Source organism: Mesorhizobium sp. (genome assembly GCF_004962925.1).
In the GTDB taxonomy this organism is placed as follows: domain Bacteria; phylum Pseudomonadota; class Alphaproteobacteria; order Rhizobiales; family Rhizobiaceae; genus Mesorhizobium.
Window position 1 is genome coordinate 1 of record NZ_SUEO01000009.1, and the last position, 21,533, is coordinate 21,533.

The window sequence follows — 21,533 nt, forward strand, 5'->3', positions numbered from 1 at the left end:
GGAGAAGCCGGTCAGGATTGTCGAGGTTCCAAAGCCTCTGCCGCTGCCCGGCCAATTGCAGCCCGAGCCCGGCAAGGTCGCCGAGGACAAGAGTTCCCCTGAGGAACGTGTCGCCGATGCCAACAAGGCGGCGACGCAGCAACCCACCAGGTACGGGTATATAAATGCGGTGCAGGTCTATCCCTTTGCTGATGGCGCGCTCTACCAGCTCTACGCCGCGCCTGAACGCGTCAGCGATATCGCCCTGCAGCCAGGCGAGAAGCTGACCTCGGTGTCGGCCGGCGACACGGTGCGGTGGGTCATTGGCGACACCGTCAGCGGCACCGGTGACAACCAGCGCACCCATGTGCTGGTAAAACCCTTCGCACCGGGGCTTAGCACCAATCTGGTGATCACCACCGAACGACGGACGTACCACCTGCAGCTTCAGAGCACTGAGAAGACCGCCATGGCGGCGATCTCCTGGACGTATAGCGAAGACCAGATCGTCGCGCTGCGCCAGCGCAACGCTCAAGCTGAGGCTGTCACGCCGGTGGCGTCGAATGTGGCGCTCGAGAACATCCGCTTCCGCTATTCTATCACCGGTGACACACCGCCCTGGAGGCCGAGGCGTGCCTTCGACGACGGCAGCAAGGTCTATATCGAGTTTCCCCGCCGCATCGATCAGGGCGATGCACCGCCACTCTTCATCGTCGGCGGTGACGGCAACAACCAGCTCGTCAACTACCGCATGCGTGGCAACTATTACATTGTCGACCGGCTATTCGCGGCGGCCGAACTGCGCCTCGGCGCCAAGCAACAGCAAGTGGTGCGCATCACAAGGTCCGACGGCAGGCACCCGCCCCGTCGCATACCTCTCTTTGCGCGTTCCAGCAGGTGAGGGGGAGGGCTCATGACCGAAACTTCCCGCTCTGACATACCGCCGAAACTCGATCCCGAACAGCTGCAGTTACGGGCTTCACCCCGTCGTGCGGTGCGGTTCAAGCGCGGCGTGATCATCGCGATTGCTGCACTCGGATCCAGCGCCATATTCGGCGTCACCATCCTGGCGTTGCAGACACCGGCTCTGCGCATCAAAGAGCAGGCGGAAGAGCTATACAACACCCAGCGCAAGCCAACCGCCGAGGGACTTGAAACACTTCCAAGAGACTATTCCGGAATCAAGCCCAAGGCCCCGCTGCTTGGCCCGCCATTGCCTGGCGATCTGGGCCGGCCGATCCTCGAACGCCAGCGCCAGCTCGGCATCGCGCCGGGGCACGAGATTTCCGACGAGGAACAGCGCCTTGCTCAGCAGGCGATTGAGGCACGTGAATCGAAAGTCTTTTTTTCGATCGAGAATCGACCCCGGCAGATAGACGTCGCCGGCAGTGGGCAGGATGTGCAGAGGCCATTTGAGCCGCTTCCGCAATCCGATGCCGCACGCGCGTCGGCTTCCGTTGCCCCGGCCGATGGCGACCAGAACAATCAGCAGCGCAAGCTCGATTTTATCAGCCAGCGGAACACAAGCGGGATCTACAATCCGCATTCCTTGCAGACGCCGGCTTCGCCGTATCAGCTGATGGCCGGCAGCGTGATCGCAGCAAGCCTCATCACCGGCATCAATTCTGACTTGCCCGGCCTCGTCGTCGCACAGGTCACCGAGAACGTGCATGACACAGTCACCGGTGGAATCCTGCTGATCCCACAGGGGTCTCGCCTGATCGGCACCTATGACAGCGTTGTCGCCTTCGGGCAAAGACGCGCGCTGCTGGTCTGGCAACGCATTCTGCTGCCCGACGGCTCGTCGATCGAAATCGACAATTTGCCCGCGGCAGATACTGCCGGCTACGCAGGCCTTGAGGACAAGGTCGATTTTCACACTTGGCAACTGATCAAGGGAGTTGCGCTAGCGACGTTGCTGGGCGTCGGCACGGAATTGAGCCTCGGGGAGAACGAAAGCGATCTGGTCAAGGCGATCCGCGAATCCGCGCAGCAGAATGTCAGTCGGGCCGGCCAGCGCATCGCCGAAAAGAATCTCAACATTCAGCCCACCATTACCGTGCGCCCTGGATGGCCGCTGCGTGTCGTCGTCCACAAGGATCTCGTGCTTCGGCCGTACCGAGTTGAACAGGAGTAGCTCATGGCGAATCTGAAACTCGGGAAGCTTCCCGATCGGACGCCTTCCAAGATCACCATCACAGTCAGCGCGGACCTGAGCCAAGCGCTCCAGGACTATGCGGCGCTTTACCGTCAGACCTATGGCGAGTCGGAAACGTGGCTGAACTTATCCCATTCATGCTGGCGGGGTTTCTGGAAGGCGACCGAGCGTTTGCCAAGGCCCGAAAAGAAGGCCTGCCGCCTGCCGGCATCTCGGAGAGATCGCGACGCCTGCAGGGTTCAGGTTCTGAGTAGGTGAAGCAGAAGGTTGGTCAAGCCAAACCATGGCGCGCTCCGCCGAATTTCTCAAGCCTCAACCATCGCCCGCGGAGCTAGAACGAATTCTGGCTTGTCGCGGCCTATTTGGTCGTTCCTCACGGCGAAGCCTATACGCCGACCTTCGCAGGGTTGGAGCACGAGCTTGAGGCGCGGCGGCGACTCGGAAACCGAGACCGCGCTCGGCCCGTGCTGGCCGAACTGATGCAGAATGGCCGGCACGTAGGTGCGAATGCAATTGCAAAGCTGCAATATGCGCTCCAAGCTTCCATTGACAGCGGCATGATGGCCAACCCGGCCTCTTGTACAACGTGACAGCTGTCCGGCACCGATGAATTGCAAGGCGTCAAACTTGCAACCGCACAACATCAAAAAGTTGTAGCTACACAGCGTGGCATCAACCCCGTTCAGGCGGGGTGAACGCAATCCTTTGAAGCCACTGGCGCTTCTGCGCCAGGGACGGTCCGGCGCCGTACTTCGGCCTTGTGGCCCATCAAGGAGGCGGTTACTTTCTCAGGCGCCTCTACTGCCGTTAGCCGATCCTCGAAAGTGTGCCGCAGGCTATAGAGGGTATGCTCCGATGTCGGCAGGAGTTTCTTGTCGGTGAGCACTTATTGACCAGGGCCGAAAGCGAGGCTGCCTTGTCACGATACCGCGGGAAGCCGTTCGGATGGAGCTTCATCGCTTCAAGCACGCAGCCGACGATGCACCTGCGCATGCGGGATTTCGCGATCGAGGTGTCGGCGATTAGATAGACAAGATGACGCGCCTCCTCGTTGAGCCCGTCCAGTGCGCCTTCCGCGAGGATCTCTCCCTGCACGAATTCGGCCGTGACGCAGCACGTTGAGCCGCAACGGCCCTGGAAAGCCATGACGGTCATGCCGGGTACTGGCGTGTGCTGCGATGTGTAGGTGGTCACGCGGGGCCCTGACGTCATTGCGATCGGAAGACCGAGATTTTCGATCGGCCTCACAGTTGCGTTGCGGTTGTGGTCTCGGAGTTCACAAGAGCAATCGAGCACTGAGACGCTGACCAAGAGGTAAGAGCTTCGTTCGGCCCTTTCCTTTGCTCTGCGGCATCTCCGGAGGGAACAGACAGGTTCGCCGCGATATACTCGTGGGCCCCCGCCGATTTGACCATAAATCGAGATTAAACGGTACTGTGCACGAGGAAAGGAAAGAACGCCGATTTCCTGCGCTGATAGCAGTTTTTTTCCGTAAAGCGCTTCAACGGGCTGATATTATTGAAATATGGCTTCGATATAGGCCACAGGGAACACCCATCCGAGTGAGGAGCATCTCAATGTCGCAGGAACTCGACTATCTCAGCCGCTGTTTAGCTGCGGGTCAGCTGAGCCGACGTGAATTTCTCGGACATGCGACGGCGCTCGGCGTTTCAGCCACGTTCGCAAATTCGATCCTCGCCAGCGCTGCGCGCGCATCTATGCGTAGTGTTCCAGTTAAACGCGTTTACGAGAAACCTGTACTGACCCCGCTGGGCCACATGGCGCAGGTCACTCAGAAAGCAGGGGCTTACGGGCCGGTCCGCGGCGGTGTCATCATGGGCGGCCTTAGTGGTGCTGGGGCAGCCGACAGTCTCGATCCGGCGACGTCCTCGACGGTTATATCAAGGTCGTGGATATGATCAGGCGCTTACCCACCTGAAGGTCATTCTGCGACACCGCGCCATTTGACAGCAACGATCTGAGGATGGCGCTAAAGCTTGCCATCGACCGCGAGGAGATACTCAACAAGATCCTGCGTGGGTACGGTACGCTCGGCAACGACTTCCCGGTCAATGCCACCTATTCGCTCTTCTCCGACGATATCGAGCAGCGCGCCTCACCAGAGCTGTGCTAAGGCCGGTATCTACCTTGAGGTCTGGCGCGAACCGGACGACTGCTACTTTTTCTGATGTCTGGCTAAAGCAGCCTTTTTCCGCAATCTTATTGCCGATGCCTGCATGCCATTCTACCGTATGAAGATATGATGGGGGGTGTTTGTGGGTTTTCTTACTGAAAATGAATTGAGCTCGCTGCGGATCGAGAACATGGTCCTCCACACGGTGGGTGATGGCAATTTCGTTCCGCAGCCGGCGCGCCAAGTAGAGCAGGCGGACTTCTTCGCGGAGCGCATTCGCGAGACCGACACTGCCGCTGTGTTTGGCTTCGAGAAGAAGTCTCTGACCAAGGCGCAGATCGAACGGATCGCCAAGGGTGAGGATGATTTCGAGACGGGCGCGCAGAACCTGGCGCGCGAGTTCGCCCGCTTCCACGACGGCACCAGCCGGAAGGGCGCCTTCTTCATCTTCGAGCTCGCCACCGACGTGCCGAAGACGAACATCTACAGCCTCATCAAATACGACTACGAAGAGGTGGTCGAGCAGACGGACGGTAACCAAGAGACGCTGCTGCGGCTGATAGTGCAGGCCTTCGTCGCCGGCAAGCGCTCCATTCAGAAGGCCGCGCTCGTCCGCGTGGTCGACGGCAAGGCCGAGATGGCCCTCTGCGCCACTGACAGGATGAAGCCCGGTGCCGACATCGGCGACTACTTTGCCAGCTACCTGCATGTCATGCGCACCCGCACCGACGACGAGCTCAACAGGGAGGTCGTCAACGTCCTGCGCAACACCCTGGCTGAGCGCAAGGAGGACCTGCCTCAAAGGGACGCTGCGCGGGCGCTCAAGCACGCCCAGGCGCATCTACATGACCGGACGATGGTCGACGAAGGGTCGATTCGCGATGCGATTCTGGCCGCTGCCGGCAATCCTGAAGACGAGAAGACGATTAGCCGATTCGACCAGAGTCTGCGCCGCAAGCTCAAGAGTTCCAAGCTTGAAGGCTTGTCCTTTGCGCCAAACCGGAAGATCCTCAAGAAGCCTGGCCTGCGGCAATTGAGGACCACCGAGGGCGTGCTAATCGTCTATCCTGACGACGCTTCTGCCGCGACGGTTTCCCGAGAGAAGCTGGATGGTAGCGGCGAGGTTATCACCATCCATACGAAGAAGGTGACCGATGACCGCATCGTCCCTGAGAACGCTCGCCTCAGCGCTAGATAGGCTCGTCGCGAATGGCTCGTTCATCCACGAAACCACCGATGCCATCATCGTCTCCGAGTTGTCGGCGACGATGGCGTGCGAGATCTCGCAGAGCTTCGCCGGAGTTGCCTGGCAACACGTCGTGTTCGATGGTGCGGATACGGAAACCGGACCCGACGACATCGCCGACGACTTCGGCCCCTATCGCGTAACCGCGCAGAAACCGCCGCGCGGGGGAGACGAGATCCTACTGCTGACGGCATCGGGCTTTCGCGATTGGCTCGCTGGCCCCGCGCAGGCCAAGGTCGTCGTCGTTGTCGGTCTCGACGGGACCATCGCCACTGAGGGCACGCAATTCGTCTCCTTGGAGGCGAGCGATACCGCCCTCGCGGATGTCGTGAAGCTGCGCAGTCCACGTACGCTGGTGCGCGAGTACGGTGCGCAGCGCGTGGTGCCGCAGTCGATCGGGCGTTGGCTCCTATCGGATCCCGAGACCTGGCATGAATCAAACCCGCGGTTCCGCCAGTGGGCCGAGCATGCGATCCGCGCCATCCTGCCCTCCCTGCCCGACGAGATCGACCAGAATACCGGCGCGTTTGTGTTCAAGGGCCCGCCGCGGCTGGCGCTGCCGACGCCGGCCACCAACGCGGACTTGGTCAACGATCTGGGCAGGCAAGGCTTCGGTGACCTTCAGGCGGCCGCGCGGTGGGTCTATGAGCTGGAGCGTGAGGCAGAGACCAGGCACACACTCTTCGCAACCGAGTTAGCCCGGACCGGTGGTAACCAAGCTGACACTATCAAATGCGTTAAGGAGAATACTGGCTTTGCCTTGGAAGGCGCCAAAATTGCCTATCAGATGTCTTTGGCAAAGGTGAGCGCAGACAATCTGAGGGCGCTCGCTGACCTGCGCAAGGCCGTGACCGACGAGACCGGCAAGATCACGGATGCCACCCGGCAGGTTGTCGCAGCCGTCGCATCGGCCCTCGCGATCGGTATCGGCTTGATCGCGGCACGCGTCGCCGCCAACGCGCCTTCGCTCCTGATCGTAGCCGTGATGGCAATCGTCTGCGCCTACATCTTCGTAGTCATCTATTCGGGCCATAGCTTCGCAGCCCTGCACCGCGGGCTGCGGGACATTTGGCGCAACCAGATTTATCGCTTCTTGTCGGAAGAGGATTACACCAAGCTGGTGGTGAAACCCGGCCAGGACGCCGAGCGTATCCTGAACGTTGTGTCGTGGGTCGGGGGCATTGCGGTGGCGGTGACTTTCGTGGTCGCTGTCATCGTGGCACTTACCCCTGCCGCAGACACGGTCCCGCCGCAGGCTCAACTCGAACCAGCTCCGGCTCAATCTTCGCCAGTCGCGTCGGCCCCGGCCCCTGTGGCTACCCAGGGCCCTAGAACGGAAGCTAGCGGTCCTGCCGAGGGGTCGTTGCCAAAGGCCACGATACCGCAGGCACAGCCTGAGACGGGGACGCAGCAGCCGTCGGACGCCGATCGGGACGAATAAGTATGCAGCAGCGTCGGCGGGCTCCCTAGTCCTTTCGAAGTCCGTTGTAGGTTAGCCCGCCACGTCAGCTCGGACTGGAACGTCCACTATCTTCCTGCAGGCCTCCGAAGCTGCCGGACTGCTCTCGGCCCCATTTCAGTCATCCCGATCGCTAGGCCAGTAGGTCCGTTCCTGTCGGCAATATTTCTTTTCAGCGAGCGGCGATTGCCGATATCTCCGGCGTTCAGCAGGTTCGTCAAAAGGTGCGGAGGCGCGAAATCGACGCAGCATTGTGCGGCAGGGAAGGGCGCATGTCTTGCCCCAACAACGCCGTCGCAGGACAACTGGCTACGCTTTCTACCGCCCGTCGGCTCTCTACCACCCGTCGCATGGCGATAGAGCTGGCGGCAGGGAAACTCGTAAGCTATCTATGAATTTAGATCGACGCGTCGAACATTGTGCTTCACATGCGCGTGGGGTGTCGAGCGGGATTGTTGTGACCGCCAGCTGGGGCCGTTAAGTGTGGGGTGAATCGAATGACCACTTCTGATCTTCCATACAGCCGCTCGTCTACTCGACCTAGGGCTGTCGAGCATGAGCGGAGCCCGTCCTTGCCTCAGGGTCTGAGAACTCCAGCTTTGACTTCGCCGAATGGCAGCTCGTAAATAATGCAGTCAAAAGTGTGCATACCGCGGCGGCGACCACATTGTTTCAGTCTTTTCAACAGCGTAAGAATCTGACGGTATTCTTGGCGGTACTCCTTGGCTAGGTGATAAAATTTAATCAATTAAATGAATAGGTTATGGGCTTAATTGATGATTGAGTGGGAGTAGGGGTTAGCGTAGTCTGGAGTGCTCTGGCGTAGTTTTTTCACAGAAAAAACAAAGATTTGCGGTTCATCTCGTTCACTGTCGTTCCTGCATCAACTGAAATTTTTTTGGCCCTGCGGAAAGCCGCGTTGTGACCGGCAGGTGTCACAGCTTTCCTACTCCGATGTGCTAGCTTTTTTTCTGCGCCGAATAGTGTGCGACTGCGCGACGGCCATTTTCAACTCGGGTGTGATATCCAACGGCGCATTCTCTGCCCCATGGGGGTTCTGTAGTCCCTGGACCTGGACGGTTGGAAATGGGAGTTCGATGCCCTGTTCCTTGAAGACTTGGCGGACGCGTACATAGAATTTGCGTTTCATACCGAAGGCGCCTCCCGGCCGGGTTGTGGCCTTGACCCTCAATACGATGCCGTACTCGCCGAACTCCTGTACGCCCTGCATCTTGATTGGGTCGAGCACCCAGTGTTTGAACTCGGGATCTTCCGCCAGTTCGAGGCCGATCCGCTTGATCAGCTTGCGAGCGAAATCGATATCGGTGTCATAGCCAACGGTGATGTTGAATTTGTCGATAACCCAGTCACGGCTCTGGTTCTGGACTGCCCCGAGTTCACCGAACGGTATCGTGAACAGCGGACCACGATGGTGGCGCAGCTTCACCGAGCGCAGCGAAAAGCTTTCCACTGTACCCCTGTAATTGCCCGAGGAAATATATTCGCCGACACGAAACGCATCATCGAGAAGAAAAAACACGCCTGAAATGACGTCCTTGACGACGGTTTGTGCGCCAAAACCCACGGCGACGCCGACGACGCCAGCGCCGGCGATCAGTGGGCCGATCTGGATACCCATAGAGGCGAGCATCATCAGCACCGCCATCACGACGATCAATGCGAGCAGCATGTTCTGGAGGATAGGCAAGAGCGTGTGCAGCCGCGCCTGCTGCGGATCGAGGGTCGGGGCGTCCTCCTCGCTGATCACAGGGTGCGGTATTTCGATGCCCAGCTTTCGTTCGATCAAAGCCTTGATGATCGACCAGCCGAAATCGGCTGCGAGGGCAATGACCACGACGTTGATCAAGCCACGCAATATGAACGTCGTCGTCGTATCGCTGTCCCGCATGGACTGCATGTTCAGACCCCAGACACGCGCGAGAAAGTAAGCTGCCGTCAGGATCAAAATCATCCGGATTCCGCGGTCGATGACAGCGATCGTCACCGCTGGGATCGTAGGCCGGCCGACATCTTCCGAACCCGGCCGCAGGACGAAATTAACCCCGCGCTGGGTCAGCACGATTGCCAAAGGCAGGAAGAATGCGGCGAAGGTAAACCAGAAGTATGTATAAAGGCCGGCGATGCGCTGCAGGAACAGGACGACGAAGTAAGCAGTCAATAACCATGTCGCTTCCGTGTGGCCGCTGTGGCGCGCACCGTCTCGCTGCGTTCTTGGCCGGCGCCAAATGGCAAGCAGCAAGAGCAACAGCAGCACGAAATCGGCGCCCAGTGACAGGACCATCATTCCGTCCTGATCGATGCCGAGGCCCGGCAAGAGGATAAACGCGGCGCCGAAAAAGGCGAAGACGCCGACGATCCGGGGTAGCCAATAGGACCAGTGGTCAGCCGCTTCGTTGGTGATCGGCAAACCACGAACCTCGACGGCGTTCTCGACGTTCATGAAGGAAGGGACGAGCATGGCCATGACGTACATGCGCACACCCCATGTAACGACCGCCGCCATCAGAAATGTCAGTACAATCTCGCGGATAAGCATTGGCCAGTCAAACAACATGAACGCGCCGGCGCTGCCCAGTGCGAACGAGACGATCAGCATGCTGGAATAAAGCGCGCGACCACCAATCTTCTTGGCTCTCCCGATTGGCGTATCCTTCGGTTGCGCGATAACCCAAAGACGAAATGGACGGGTGACTTTGTACGTTGCCCAAGTGAGCGCCAGGCCGGCAGCGATGAACATCGCAATCAGAATAAATACGCTGGCAGGCCCCTTGCTGGACATATCCTGCATGGTCTCTGCCCGAACGCGCGCGAACTGGCCTGGCAGCAGGGGCAAAGTTTGCACGATTCTTTCGATATGATGCCTGATCCGATCGAGCGTCGAGGACGCCATCGTATTCATCTGGCCTGGTGCGGCCACGGCGCCGGAGGATGCGTCGGTCGGCGAAGCTCCTGCCTCTGCAGGCGCTCCCGTTGACCCGGCGTCCTGATTTCGTTGTTCGGCCACCCAGGCCTTCACTGACGGATCGTCGAGAAGCTCGAACAACTGTTTGACCCTTTCAGGCGGGACGGTCGCTGGCGCCTGCGCGTGTGCCGGACCGGCCAGCAGGAGGGCGATCCCAAAGACGAGCGGCCTGGCAATCAGGACAAACATCGCCGCCAGATTTCCGAGACGTCGCGCCGGGCGCACCAGGTTCCTGGCCCCCAATCGTCGAATCATGAGTGGCATCGTGCTGTTAACCTTCCGGCCAAATCGGCGAGCAACGACATCTATGTCCGTTGTTGTCCTACCTTGAAGAAACCGATGTTGCGATACAAGACGTCATCGTTCCCAGCCGGACCATTGCCGGGTACTGGCGGCGTTCATCGAGCCGCCGGGGCAGCAGCCTGAGGGACGACGAAAGTTGCACCGGCACTTAGGGCGGCTGACCAAAATCTCGCGGGACCTTTGGCGGTCGCTCGGTGGTCGACTGCTTCGCGCATATCTGCGGACATTCGAAACCATTATGTTTGACTAGCTGGAGATGCAATGCGCTCAGGGTCGGCACTGCCAAGCGGCAAATCAGGCCGGGAGCCGCCACATTCGCACACGACCTGTGCCACGCAATTCCGTTTCCGCGAGTGGGTCGCAAGCAAAATCTGGCCCGAGCAGTTTGTGAGTTGTATCCGAAATACGGATTTCATCGGGCTCCGCGGACGTTTGAATACGTGCGGCGAGATTAACGGTCTCGCCCCACAGGTCATAGGCAAACCGCCTTTTGCCTATGACGCCCGCGACGATTGGTCCAGAGTGAATTCCAATTCTGAGTCTTAGCGGTTGTCCTGCGAAGCGTTCGCGCTTAACCGCCTCCCGCAGTTCAAGTGCATAGTGCGCAAGGGCTTCTGCATGATCGGATCGCGCGACGGGCAGGCCAGCGACCACCATCACACAATCGCCGATTGTCTTGATCTTTTCGCAGCCGTATCGTTCCGAGAGCAGATCCGCCGCCTTGAAAAAGTAGTTTAAAATAGCGAGCGTCGTCTCGGCTCCGACGCTCCGCGCTCTTTCCGTAAAGCCGACAATGTCGGCAAAAAGCACACTCACCTCAGCGTGGCTGTCTGCAATTTGTTCGTCCGCTTTTAACCGCTCCGCGATCGACGCCGGAAGAATGTTGAGGAGTAGGCTTTCGGCGCGCTGGTATTCACGCGACAATCCCTCTTGGCTCTGCCTCAACGCCTCGTTCATCAATTGTAATTTTTCGTTGAGTTGACGCTCCCTCTCTTGCAGGAGCGTCATTTCATAAGCCTTCTGTTGAAGCCGCTGCCTATTGTCGCGTTCGGCAGTGGCGTCAAGAAAAAGCAGCCACACGCAGGCATTGTCAGCAAAAAGATGAAGGTCCGCGACACGCCCGCTGGGCAGTTCGACCATGGCCATATGATATGGAAGCTCCGGGCAAGGCAGCAAACCCTCCATGAATTCAAGCTGCTCGGCAACAGGCTTACCAATGCGAAGTGATGAGAGTCCGTAATGTTTAACACTACCGCCCTTCGCAGCTATGCAAAGCTGGGCGTCAATTTTCAGATATGCGACAGAGTGCTCGTTGTAGAAGAAATTGTAAATCCAGCTTCTGACTTCTCTCGGCAATCCACGCATGGTCTATTGGGTGACCATCGAAGCAAGCTGACGAAATGCATCATCAACATGTTCACCCGAAAGTGCGCTTGTTAGATAGAGTTGCCATCCAAGTTGCCTCAGTTCGTTAATCTCACTATCCGATATTGCCCACCGATCGGCCAGATCGGATTTGTTGAACAGCAATACAAACGGCATAGCGCCGAATTCGGCCTCGGCCCGCTCGCGTAGCGTGAGCGCCACGGCAAGAGTAGCGGCGCGGGTCCCATCGACGACAAGCACGAGCCCTGTCGCACCTCGCACATAGCTGACGCGGAATGAGCCGATATCGTCTTCGCCGGCCAAATCCCACAAAATCAGATCCACGGTTTTGTCCGGGAGTGCGACACTCTTCTTGTCGATTTTCACCCCCACCGTGGTCAAGTAGGTTTCTGAAAAGATGCTTTGCACAAACCTGCGAACCAGACTCGTCTTTCCGACCGCGAACCCGCCCAACATGCAGATCTTTTTTTGCAACATCCTGGGCTCCGCCCTAGTCTAGGTTTACCGTAACCGAAACCCGGCGATTGGCGGAGTTCCCAGTTCGACTATTTTCAGGCACCGCCGGCTCAAAGGTGCCCGCGCCCCGAACCAGTAGCAGTTCCGGAGCGACGCCGCGTTTGTTGAGAAGCGCACGAACTGTCTCGGCGCGGGCGGCGCTGATCGACGCGTTGGCCGTCTCACGGCCCGTGGCGTCCGAATGGCCGGTCAACATGAACCGAGCTGTCACGCCTGACTTGCGGGCATTTTGGGCGAACTCCTTTAATTGATCCGCCAATCTGTCGAGAATCGCCGTCTGTTCTGGTCCCGGCACAACCTTGCCGGAATAGAAGAGAATATCGGTCGCCTGGATGGCCTCTCTCAAATGATTGAGTTCCGCAAGGCTCAGCTCACGCAGCTGTGAGACATCCAGAACCACTCCGTCCGCGGACAGCTGCTGAGCGGCGGCCCGCGCCCGGTTGATCCAGGCGGCAGGAGCCTCACCCACGACAACGATGCGATCCTGGATGATCGAAAGCTGAACCGATTTCGGCGGGGTCAGCGACGCCGTCAGCCGCTTCACCACGAACTTCGGGTCAAGGCTCTGATAGAATTGCCACTGCGAATGAACGCGGGCAGGATCAACCTCCGTTCCGGACAGCAGAGCTTGCGGGTCGGCGGCAAGCGGGTCTCTCAGGCCGGAAATGTAGAAATGTCCGCCCCTCTCCGTTTGTTGGGCGACGATGATTCCCGGTTGGGCCTCAAGTCGCGACACATAATACTGCCAGTGCTCCGCCGCGCGTGCTTCGGGACTCACATCACGAACCTTGGAGATGTCGAATTCCGGTCCGCCTGCCGAAAGCTGTCGGGCCGCTGCGCGCGCCCGATCTATCCAGGTGTCGGGAGCCTCACCCTCGGCAACGATGCGATCCTCGACGATCGAAAGCCGAACCGATTTGGGCGGGGTCAGCGACGCCGTCAGCCGCTTCAGCACGAACTTCGGATCGAGGCTCTGATAGAATTGCCACTGCGAACGAACGCGGGCAGGATCAACCTCCGTTCCGGACAGCAGAGCCTGCGGGTCGGCGGCAAGCGGGTCTCTCAGGCCGACAATATAGAATTGGCCATCGCGCACCTTTTGTTCGGCAACGATGATGCCCGGCTGGCTCTCCAGTCGCGACACATAGGCCTGCCAGCGCTCCGCCTCGCGTTCTTCGGGGCTCACATCACGGACCCTGGAGATATCGAATACCGGTCCGCCTGCCGAAAGTTGTTGGGCGGCGGCCCGCGCCTGGTTGATCCACGTGGCCGTAGCCTCACCCTCGGCAACGATGCGATCATTGACGATCGAAAGTCGTACTGAATCCGGCGGAGCCAGCGACGCCGTTAGCCGCTTCAACACGAACTCCGGCTCAAGGCTCTGATACAATCGCCAGTGTGAATGAACGCGGGCGGGATCGACCTGCGTTCCGGACAACAGCGACTGCGGGTCGGCGGCAAGCGGGTCTCTCAGGCCGGCAATATAGAATTGGCCATCGCGCACCTTTTGTTCGGCAACGATGATGCCCGGCTGGGTCCCCAGTCGCGACACATAGGCCTGCCAGCGCTGCCCGGATTGCCAGGAAAGAAAGAACCAACCGCCTGCCGGAATCAAAACCAGCAGGACTGCAGCCACCACCAGCCACGGAAATCCCTGGTTTGATTCTTCCTGCTTCAGTTCAACGCAGGTCTGCAACTGCGTCTCTACGCCGGCCAACTGCGAACTGTCGCCGTCAAACTGCTCTAAAGCCTGTGAGCATTCATCATGGATGCGAAGCAACACATCGCGAACTATTTCATGTAATTCCTCTGGCGGATTTCCCCGGATCACCGCAACCAAGGTCGCAAACGGTCCAACTTCTGACCAGAGACGAAGCTCCCCAAAACGGATAGTGTCTAGGCCGCTCTGTTCTTTCTCGTTAAATGAGTCTTTCACAAAATCTTGAATTGCACTTAGCATCGAAGAAATGAGTTGAGGATCTTCGCTCGTTGCATTATCGGCAGTTACATGCGCTATCAAAAGCCCAGAATTGCGGTTGATGAGAAAGACATGTTCTACACGATAGACAAGAGAATGCTTAAGAACAACCTCTGAGAAGCTTGCCCCTGTTCTCCAAGCTTCAAATCTCCACTTGAGTCCATGCCAGGTAAATATATGTCTTAAAGTTTCATTCAGCGACTGAAAGGTCTGATCGATCTTTTCCCCGATCGACTTGCGAATTGCCGGCAGAAACACCGGGTATAATATATCCGTAAGCGTACGCGGGCTCTTCTGGATGGACCGTTGCACGGCCCTCTCGACAGCTGGCGCAAGGGCCTCTCCGAGTTGCGCATGAGGCGCACGTGCGGCTGCACTGGGGAGAACACCCCCCACTGCAGCCGCAAGCTGCTCAGGTTCGTCGAGCAGGTGCGTAACTCGTGAAAGCTCCGAAATTTCGCGGCCGACCAGCAACTGGCGCAGCGTTTCCATGCGAGGATCGGCGGTTGGAACTCCGTCGAAACGCGCACGATAGTCCGGATCAACGTTCCGGGCAATTTCGACCAAAAGACTAGCCAGAGCCTCGCGATCAATCTCTGTATCGTTCGAAGCTGCTTGAGGAAGGCTGATTGGGTCGACGGTCGACGTCAAGTTCCGATCAACTCACTTTCCAACTACGTTCCGAGTTGCTCTTGCTGCCGACGGGATCCTGATTTAGACATTTTGCAACCTCGACAAACAGGCCCGCCAAAAGATTTCGGTCGGTCTTGACGTTGCTGAGATCGGAAAACATTTTCTCGATTAGCATCTGAACGCCTTCATTCTTCTGCTTGATTTCCTCACGCAGCAAATGATCGTTTCGATTTATCCGGTCCGCAACTTCGCGCTCAAGCTCGCTCAATTGATCCGACAACGCGCGCACCTGCTTTTCAAGTGCCTGGTTTTGCTCGCGAAGATTCCGGTCAATCTCCTTGTCGGCGTCGGCTCGTGCATCTTTTTCGTTCCGCAATTGCCCCGCAAGCGAATCGATCTGCTTCTTTGCATTTGACTCGTACATTTCAAGATTGCGCTTGGCCTCGGATTCGACATCCTTGAAGCGCTGCAAGACCCGTTCTTCGAGCTTGGAAAAGCGGCGGTCATAGTCCTGCATCTGGTTGCCGAACAGCAGATCACGTATCTTGTCGACACCTACAGCGTCGCCGGAGGCCGCGCTCTCGCGAGCCTGGCCCGCCATGAAGGCCAGCCCGTTTCCGTCTGCATTACCTATCAGATTTACGTCCGCTTTATTTGCTGAAGAAGCGGTATTCGAAGATTCCTTGGCCATCCTTATGCCCCTTCTTTTGAACAACTGCCACAGTGCGACACTCAGAAACGGGCAAGCATGTCAGCAAAATACCCGGCTCGCAAGCCGGAATCTTCTTGACTTAAGCCAATTCGTGCGTCCCTTTTACATCTCTTGGACTAGCAGCAAATGCACGAGTTCCGATTGATGTCGCTCTCGCATCTCTTTGTGATAGCAGCCATAACCGGCTAATCTAATCGACCATTGGACGAAATCTACTATCGAAATGAGTAATACAATGTCAGGCTATAGCTACAGGAGCACAATTAAGTATTGCAGACTCATTAGAAATATCTAAATTAGCTGGTCTGGCGGTGCGCAGACTGTTTCGCACCCGGCTGTATACTGCGACGATCAGCTTCCGATACGGCCCAACGGTAGAAGGAAGGTCCTCTTTCGCACGGATAATGGCTGTTCGAGAATGCACCTTGGAATCGAGGCGTCCCGGTCGATAGGAGGGGAGCAATAGTCCCAATAACTGCAGTCATTCACACCAAAGTTTCAGTGGGCTTGCATTTATTGTGCCCCGATTGCAAAAGACGTCAGGTTGCCATAGCTGTTGCACGGTGCCAGGGACCGCAGCTTGTGGTCATGGCGCCGACTCCGGGGATCGACATGAGTATGCGGCATGCTTGGCTTTGACGTGCATCTGCGAGAGCTGGCGCCCAAGCTCGGCGGCACGGATGCGAATGCTGCGCCAGGCTTCCAACGTCAGTAGCACGACAGGAGCAAGCTCGCTCTACAGCCAAATGGCGTCGCGGCGGCTCGGAAGAGTTCGCAGGAGACTGTTTGGACGCAGCATCCCTGAGGACCGTTCCCTTTGGCAGGAAATCGCCGGCCATATTTCGGGACTCTTGTTCTATCTTCGAACCAGGTGCGGGTAAGACGGCGTGGCGCATAACCCCTTGGTTTCAATCGTGGTTCCTGCGCACAACGCGGAGGTAACGCTGGCGCGCGCACTCGATTGCCTTCTCGATCAGGAAATAATGGACTGGGAGGCGATCATCGTCGACGACGCCTCCACGGACGCTACCGCCGCGATCATCGCCGGTTATGTGGAGTACGATGCCCGATTTCGGACATTGAGCTCTTGCGCGTTTAGCGCCGCCGGCGCGCGCAATACCGGGATTTCGACAGCGCGCGGCCACTGGCTCATGTTTCTGGATGCGGACGATTGGGTGGATGCCAGCTTCCTTGCGAAAATGCTGGCCGCACTGAAAACCGCTCCCGATGCAGTGGCCGCCTATTGCGGTTCTCGGCGCGTGATGCCCGATGGCGAACTCACCCCGTCGAGCATCCCGACGGAGGTTGCGATCCAGCCCTTCGAAACATTCGCCCGCCAGTGTGCCATCCGCACTCACGCGCTGCTCGTCGACCGGGAGACAATTGTCGAGTTGGGCGGTTTCGATGCGTCGCTGCGCACCTGCGAGGACTGGGATCTGTGGCAACGCCTCGCACGCCTAGGCAAAAATTGGGTGATGGTCGACGAGCCGCTCGCTTTCTATCGGGCCAGCCCCAACTCGCTCAGCCGCAATTCGGCGCAGATGCTGGTAGATGCGGAAATCGTGATCGCCCGCGGCTTTTCTCCTGATCCCAGGGTCAAACACCCGGCATCGGCACACGCCAATGGAGCGATTTCGGCGAACGGCGGCACCGCTTCCGAGGCACTCGCGTGGTTCGCGTTGTGGAACGCCGCGTCGGATTGCGGCAGCGGCTCGCGCTCGATCGACCCGCAGTCCCTGCGCGCGCTCCCGGCAGGACGCAAATGGGCGCGTGAGATCGCCAAGGTGGTCTTCGATGGCCTAATGGTCGGAAGCCTGTCGGTGCCAGCGCAATTGGCTGCCAGGTGGGACCGGTTCGGCGGCGCCCTCACCGAGTTGATCCTCGACCTTGGCAAGGTCTGGGACAATCCCGTCGCGGGTCGCCGCGTCCAGTATCAGCTTGAGCAAATGCTTCTCGACGTCGACGATCTTGCCGCGCCGCGCAGGCTGGCGCGGACACTTGGAATTCGCGTTGACGCTCGAAATCCGACCACGGTCGAACTTCCGCAAGGAATCGATCAGATCTATGCCTATTTGATGATGGATGGCCAGATCGAGGCTGTCGTGCAATTCGGCGTACTCGGGACAGTGACAAGGCGTCATTGGATTGAATCGATCCTGAATGTCGTGCCCCCTGAGCGGCTTGAACGCCGGTCTGATCCGGACAGTCACTTCGGCAAACTCGCCCAATTGGCCGAGGAAGCGCGGGAGCTGGTTCGGTCGAGCGTCGAACCAGCGGAGCCTCCCGCGGCGCCGCGCCGCGCACGGGTCAAGCACGATAAGGATCGCACGTCGTTCTGGAACGGCTATTTCGCGACTGAGGATCCCTGGAACTACGATTCGTCCTATGAGCAGGAAAAATATGAGCGGCAGCTCGAAATTCTGCCTGCCGGTCCGATCGGACGGGCGCTTGAGCTGGCCTGCGCGGAGGGGCACTTCACGCGGCAGCTGGCGCCGCGAGTGGGCCATTTGACCGCAACTGACATCTCCGCCATAGCCATCGGGCGGGCGGGCGCGCGATGCAGCGATCAGCCGAATGTTGAGTTCGGCGTACTGGATTTCGCTGCGGACACGCTGCCGGGTGAGATGGACCTGATCGTCTGTTCGGAAGTGCTCTACTACCTGGACGATCTCGCCGAGTTGCGGCACATCGCCAAAAAAATCGTTGAGGCATTGGTGCCTGGCGGCAGTTTCATCAACGCACACGCATTCGTGCTGCGTGACAATGTTGAAAGGACCGGCTTCGACTGGAACACATTCGGTGCACAAGCGATCTCGGAGACGCTGGCAGCGACCGAAGGCCTCGTCCTCGATCAATCGATCCAGACCGAGCTCTATCGCATAGACCGCTTCCGCCGCCTGTCACCGGACGACGTGGCGACGGAACCGATGATAGATCATGTGCCAATCGGCGCACGCCTCGAAATCGGGGTCGCGCGAAATATTGTCTGGGGCGGGGCGCGGGCCTTGCGCCGCGACGTTGCGCGTAGCGAGCGGCGGCAGCGTATCCCTGTCCTCATGTATCACAGCGTCTCCGATAATGGTCCGGCCGCTCTCGCCCGTTTTCGGCTCACGCCCGCCGCATTCGCCAGCCAGATGGCATGGCTGCGCTCCAATGGCTTTCACGCGATTGGGTCTGAGCAGTTGGAAGAGTTCATCGCCAACCGTCGCCCTTTCGTTGGCCGCCCAGTGCTCATCAGCTTCGATGACGGCTTCCAGAACTTTGCTGACCATGCCTGGCCGACTTTGCGCGCGAACGACCTGACCGCGGAAGTATTCCTGGTGACGGACTTGGTGGGTGAAAGTGCACTGTGGGACGCGGACAGCGGTCCGCCGACGCAGCTTATGGACGCCGGGACGGTGCGGCGCCTCTCCGCCGAAGGTGCGTTCTTCGGAAGCCATCTGGCGACGCATCGCGCGATCGATGGTCTGTCGAGCTCTGACTTGGCCGCCGAGCTCTTGCGATCTCGTATGTTCATCGAACGGTGGACCGGTCGGCCAACCACGGCGTTCGCGGCACCCTTCTCAGTCACTGACCGACGGCTTGGCCGGCTGGCCAACGAGTGCGGCTATCGAATCGGCTTCGGCCGCAAACACGGGCCAGCGGATCTCGATTGCGATCCCATCGACCTTCCGCGCATCGAGATTCGCGGGGACCGCTCGCTCGATGACTTTGTTGCCACTGTCGAGGCCGTGCTCGAATGAACGGCGAACTTGTCAGTGTCATTTCAGTGTCCCGCCCGTTTACCACGTTCGCAAGTCTATTGGGCGACTTGGGACACGGCTGACATCAGCTCCTGCGGGCTTGGCGCCGCAAACATGTATCGCCCACCTTCTGGAACCTCCGTGAAGCTCCAGCGGACGATCCCCTGCCGGTCCAGTAGGAACTGACCGACCAGTTGTCCGTGTCCCGTTGCCATCATCTGCTCGTCGGCTTCAGTCAGTTCGTAATGGTCCCTCTTGTTGAGGATTTCGCTGGCCGCAATAGGATCCATAGGACCGGGCAACTCGCCTGGTATGTCGACCCGCATATCCTTTGCCGCTGCCATCGAGACCTTGTACGGCCAGTTCGTCTCGTTTTGGGTGAACTCGAGATTGGGCAGTCCAAAAGCACGATGTGAAGCGCGTTCAGGGTCGGAGGCCGCAAGCAGATTCGGCATCGGGTGGTAACGGAAATAGAGACGCGCCCGTTCGATCGGCGTGTTGACCACCGTCAGGCTCCCCACGCCCTTTTCGCGCAGCTCCGGATCAAGCCGCGCCTGGGCGGCGATATGGCGCCGGCAAAACGCACAATGCAGACCTCGAAACAGGCCGACCAGCACCGGTTTTTGTCCGCGAAAGTCGTCAAGCGCGATCTTGCCTTCCTGGGTAATGGCGTCGAGTACTACGTTCGGCGCACGGTCGCCCGGTTGAAGCGGTACCAAGTCACTACGCGAGGACATCTCCAATCTCCAACCCGGCTAGTCGAGAAAAGGCAGCACCACAAGCGCTTCCGGGTCGAGCCCGTGCTGGGCGCATATACCCTGCGCCAGGGAAAAGTAGCGTTCGGCCTCGGCCAGATTGTCGAGGTCGAGATTAAGCGTTGCGAGACCATCATAGCACGGAAACAGCAGTTGGGGTTCGCCCGTTTCGCGGGCTACGTCCAGTGCTTCGTGGAACAAGCCGACCGCCAGGTCCGGACGGCCGTTGCACTGGTGGATCTGCCCAAGCACGATCAACGGCACCGGCAGGTGCTCGCGTTGGTCGAGCGCCCGGTCGATCTCGATGGCCTTCTCGGCAGCAGGCACGCCCTCCGTTGGACAGCGATCCGTGAAAGTACAACAAGCGACCGCCAGATTGGCGAGGAGGCGCGCCTGGAAACCCAAGTCACCGATATGGCGCGCCACTTCAAGGCCGCGCCGACAGACCTCCATCGCCTGTGCCGGATCGATAGTCGTGTAAAGCACGCCGAGATTGGTGTAGCCGCGGCACGCCGCGCCCAGTAGACCGGCAGCTTCGGCCAATTCAATGCTACGCTCAACTTGACGCACGGCTTCATGGTTTCGCCCAAGGCGAGCCAGCGCGACAGCCTTGGTATTAAGTGCCTCGGCGGTCACAAGAGTTGCATCACACCCTACCTCGGAGACATGCTCCGTTGTCAGAGAGCGTACGCAATCCAGCGCCGCGTCTGCCCATTTTGCCGCGAGAGCGTGATCTCCGCTACGGAACGCCTGTCGGCCACGTTCTTGCCAGAGATGCGCCTGCTCGATCGGGGCGTCCGCTCCATCGAGGAGCGCTGCCGCTTCGGCATAGCGGGATTCTGCGTTGTCCCGCTTGCCGACGTCCCAGAGCAGCCGACCGATCTTGCGTAAAACGCGCGCCGAAGCGACACGGTTGGCTGACTCGCGGTATGCCTGCAACACCGTCTCGTAGTGGTGGTGCGCGATCTCGCGGCGGCCTACCGGGGCGCTTAAATCGGCAATGCGCTCTGCAATTGCCAGTTTGAGCGGTGTTTGCCCGATCGCGGCCAACGCAGTCAGTGCTCGCTCGTAGAAACGAAGGGCGTCGTCGTTGGCGTATATCATGCGAGCGCGATCGCCCGCCGCCTGCAGGTAATGCGCGCCCCTCTCTCGCTCGGCGCTCTGTGCGAAATGATGACCTAGCACGGTCAAATCCTCGAGCCGCTCCGGCTTGTCGCCGAACAGTTGCTCCAAGGCAGCACCGACCCGCCCGTGGATGTCGGTCCGGCGTTGCAGGAGCAGATTCTGGTAGATCACGTCCTGCAGCAATGTTTGTGTAAAGCGGTAGCTTTGGGACGAGACCGAGCCTGATCCGGCAACTTCCTCGATGATTTCCGCATCGCAAAGCAGTTCACAGCCGGCTTCTAGCCGGCCGGGGTCGGCTGTCACGGCTTTCAGAAGTGTGGCATCGAAGCGCGGGCCGATTACCGCGGCCTCCTGGGCCAACCGGCGCACCTCATGGGGCAGCCGGTCGACGCGAGCAAGCAACATTGCCTGGATAGTGGCGGG

General features: G+C 59.1%; 15 protein-coding genes and 2 pseudogenes. 8 read left to right on the forward strand and 9 right to left on the reverse strand.

From position 1 onward, the window contains the following. The 3 genes and pseudogenes from trbG to E5W87_RS03935 all read left to right on the forward strand — a co-directional run. A partial coding sequence (gene trbG, locus E5W87_RS03925) for a P-type conjugative transfer protein TrbG (protein ID WP_292394237.1) occupies positions 1-880 on the forward strand: 880 nt, incomplete at its 5' end. A 12-nt stretch (positions 881-892) separates the two neighbouring features. Next, entirely contained in the window at positions 893-2,116 is a 1,224-nt protein-coding gene (locus E5W87_RS03930) for a TrbI/VirB10 family protein (protein ID WP_292394240.1), read from the forward strand. Between the two features lie 3 nt (positions 2,117-2,119). Then, positions 2,120-2,391: pseudogene (locus E5W87_RS03935) on the forward strand (DUF2274 domain-containing protein). A gap of 553 nt (positions 2,392-2,944) precedes the next feature. Here E5W87_RS03935 and E5W87_RS03940 read toward each other — a convergent pair. Beyond that, positions 2,945-3,331 (reverse strand): hypothetical protein, encoded by a 387-nt coding sequence (locus tag E5W87_RS03940; RefSeq protein ID WP_292394243.1) that lies wholly within the window; start codon positions 3,329-3,331, stop codon positions 2,945-2,947. Positions 3,332-3,714: 383 nt separating this feature from the next. Between E5W87_RS03940 and E5W87_RS03945 the strand changes: the two genes are divergently transcribed. The 4 genes from E5W87_RS03945 to E5W87_RS03960 all read left to right on the forward strand — a co-directional run bounded on the left by E5W87_RS03945 (position 3,715) and on the right by E5W87_RS03960 (position 6,958). After that, positions 3,715-4,056, forward strand: coding sequence for a twin-arginine translocation signal domain-containing protein (locus tag E5W87_RS03945; protein WP_292394245.1), 342 nt, complete (start codon positions 3,715-3,717; stop codon positions 4,054-4,056). A 65-nt stretch (positions 4,057-4,121) separates the two neighbouring features. Then, the gene (locus E5W87_RS03950; RefSeq protein ID WP_292394247.1) at positions 4,122-4,271 is read left to right on the forward strand and encodes a hypothetical protein; all 150 of its coding nucleotides are present in this window, start codon (positions 4,122-4,124) and stop codon (positions 4,269-4,271) included. A gap of 136 nt (positions 4,272-4,407) precedes the next feature. Then, entirely contained in the window at positions 4,408-5,469 is a 1,062-nt protein-coding gene (locus E5W87_RS03955) for a nucleoid-associated protein (protein WP_292394248.1), read from the forward strand. After that, positions 5,426-6,958 carry a hypothetical protein gene (locus tag E5W87_RS03960; protein WP_292394250.1) on the forward strand — a complete coding sequence of 511 codons (1,533 nt, stop codon included), beginning with the start codon at positions 5,426-5,428 and terminating at the stop codon, positions 6,956-6,958. Before E5W87_RS03955 ends, E5W87_RS03960 begins: the two co-directional genes overlap by 44 nt. A 964-nt stretch (positions 6,959-7,922) precedes the next feature. Here the strand turns inward: E5W87_RS03960 and E5W87_RS03965 are convergent. From E5W87_RS03965 to E5W87_RS03990, 6 genes and pseudogenes are all read right to left on the reverse strand, one after another. After that, positions 7,923-10,223 (reverse strand): mechanosensitive ion channel family protein, encoded by a 2,301-nt coding sequence (locus tag E5W87_RS03965; protein WP_292394252.1) that lies wholly within the window; start codon positions 10,221-10,223, stop codon positions 7,923-7,925. Between the two features lie 333 nt (positions 10,224-10,556). Then, the gene (locus E5W87_RS03970; RefSeq protein ID WP_292394254.1) at positions 10,557-11,627 is read right to left on the reverse strand and encodes an adenylate/guanylate cyclase domain-containing protein; all 1,071 of its coding nucleotides are present in this window, start codon (positions 11,625-11,627) and stop codon (positions 10,557-10,559) included. Between the two features lie 3 nt (positions 11,628-11,630). Beyond that, positions 11,631-12,125 (reverse strand): Rab family GTPase, encoded by a 495-nt coding sequence (locus E5W87_RS03975; RefSeq protein WP_292394255.1) that lies wholly within the window; start codon positions 12,123-12,125, stop codon positions 11,631-11,633. A 13-nt stretch (positions 12,126-12,138) separates the two neighbouring features. Beyond that, the gene (locus tag E5W87_RS03980; protein WP_292394257.1) at positions 12,139-14,793 is read right to left on the reverse strand and encodes an OmpA family protein; all 2,655 of its coding nucleotides are present in this window, start codon (positions 14,791-14,793) and stop codon (positions 12,139-12,141) included. Positions 14,794-14,800: 7 nt separating this feature from the next. After that, the gene (locus E5W87_RS03985) at positions 14,801-15,466 is read right to left on the reverse strand and encodes a hypothetical protein (protein WP_292394258.1); all 666 of its coding nucleotides are present in this window, start codon (positions 15,464-15,466) and stop codon (positions 14,801-14,803) included. A 605-nt stretch (positions 15,467-16,071) separates the two neighbouring features. Beyond that, positions 16,072-16,217, reverse strand: a pseudogene (locus E5W87_RS03990) (IS110 family transposase); the annotation flags it as partial. 172 nt (positions 16,218-16,389) lie between these two features. Between E5W87_RS03990 and E5W87_RS03995 the strand changes: the two are divergent. Further along, positions 16,390-19,230, forward strand: coding sequence for a trifunctional glycosyltransferase/class I SAM-dependent methyltransferase/polysaccharide deacetylase (locus tag E5W87_RS03995; protein WP_292394260.1), 2,841 nt, complete (start codon positions 16,390-16,392; stop codon positions 19,228-19,230). A gap of 56 nt (positions 19,231-19,286) precedes the next feature. Here the strand turns inward: E5W87_RS03995 and E5W87_RS04000 are convergent, their stop codons facing one another. Beyond that, positions 19,287-19,967: a redoxin domain-containing protein gene (locus E5W87_RS04000; RefSeq protein WP_292394323.1), complete on the reverse strand. Its 681-nt coding sequence runs from the start codon at positions 19,965-19,967 to the stop codon at positions 19,287-19,289. Between the two features lie 18 nt (positions 19,968-19,985). After that, the coding region (locus tag E5W87_RS04005; protein ID WP_292394262.1) for a tetratricopeptide repeat protein at positions 19,986-21,533 on the reverse strand (1,548 nt) is incomplete at its 5' end.

Excerpts from the sequence above, each read along its gene's own strand:
- E5W87_RS03930 (WP_292394240.1), top strand. The coding sequence starts at position 893 with ATGACCGAAACTTCCCGCTCTGACATACCGCCGAAACTCGATCCCGAA.
- E5W87_RS03945 (WP_292394245.1), top strand. The coding sequence starts at position 3,715 with ATGTCGCAGGAACTCGACTATCTCAGCCGCTGTTTAGCTGCGGGTCAG.
- E5W87_RS03950 (WP_292394247.1), top strand. The coding sequence starts at position 4,122 with ATGGCGCTAAAGCTTGCCATCGACCGCGAGGAGATACTCAACAAGATC.
- E5W87_RS03960 (WP_292394250.1), top strand. The coding sequence starts at position 5,426 with ATGACCGCATCGTCCCTGAGAACGCTCGCCTCAGCGCTAGATAGGCTC.
- E5W87_RS03965 (WP_292394252.1), bottom strand. The coding sequence starts at position 10,223 with ATGCCACTCATGATTCGACGATTGGGGGCCAGGAACCTGGTGCGCCCG.
- E5W87_RS03970 (WP_292394254.1), bottom strand. The coding sequence starts at position 11,627 with ATGCGTGGATTGCCGAGAGAAGTCAGAAGCTGGATTTACAATTTCTTC.
- E5W87_RS03975 (WP_292394255.1), bottom strand. The coding sequence starts at position 12,125 with ATGTTGCAAAAAAAGATCTGCATGTTGGGCGGGTTCGCGGTCGGAAAG.
- E5W87_RS03985 (WP_292394258.1), bottom strand. The coding sequence starts at position 15,466 with ATGGCCAAGGAATCTTCGAATACCGCTTCTTCAGCAAATAAAGCGGAC.
- E5W87_RS04000 (WP_292394323.1), bottom strand. The coding sequence starts at position 19,967 with ATGTCCTCGCGTAGTGACTTGGTACCGCTTCAACCGGGCGACCGTGCG.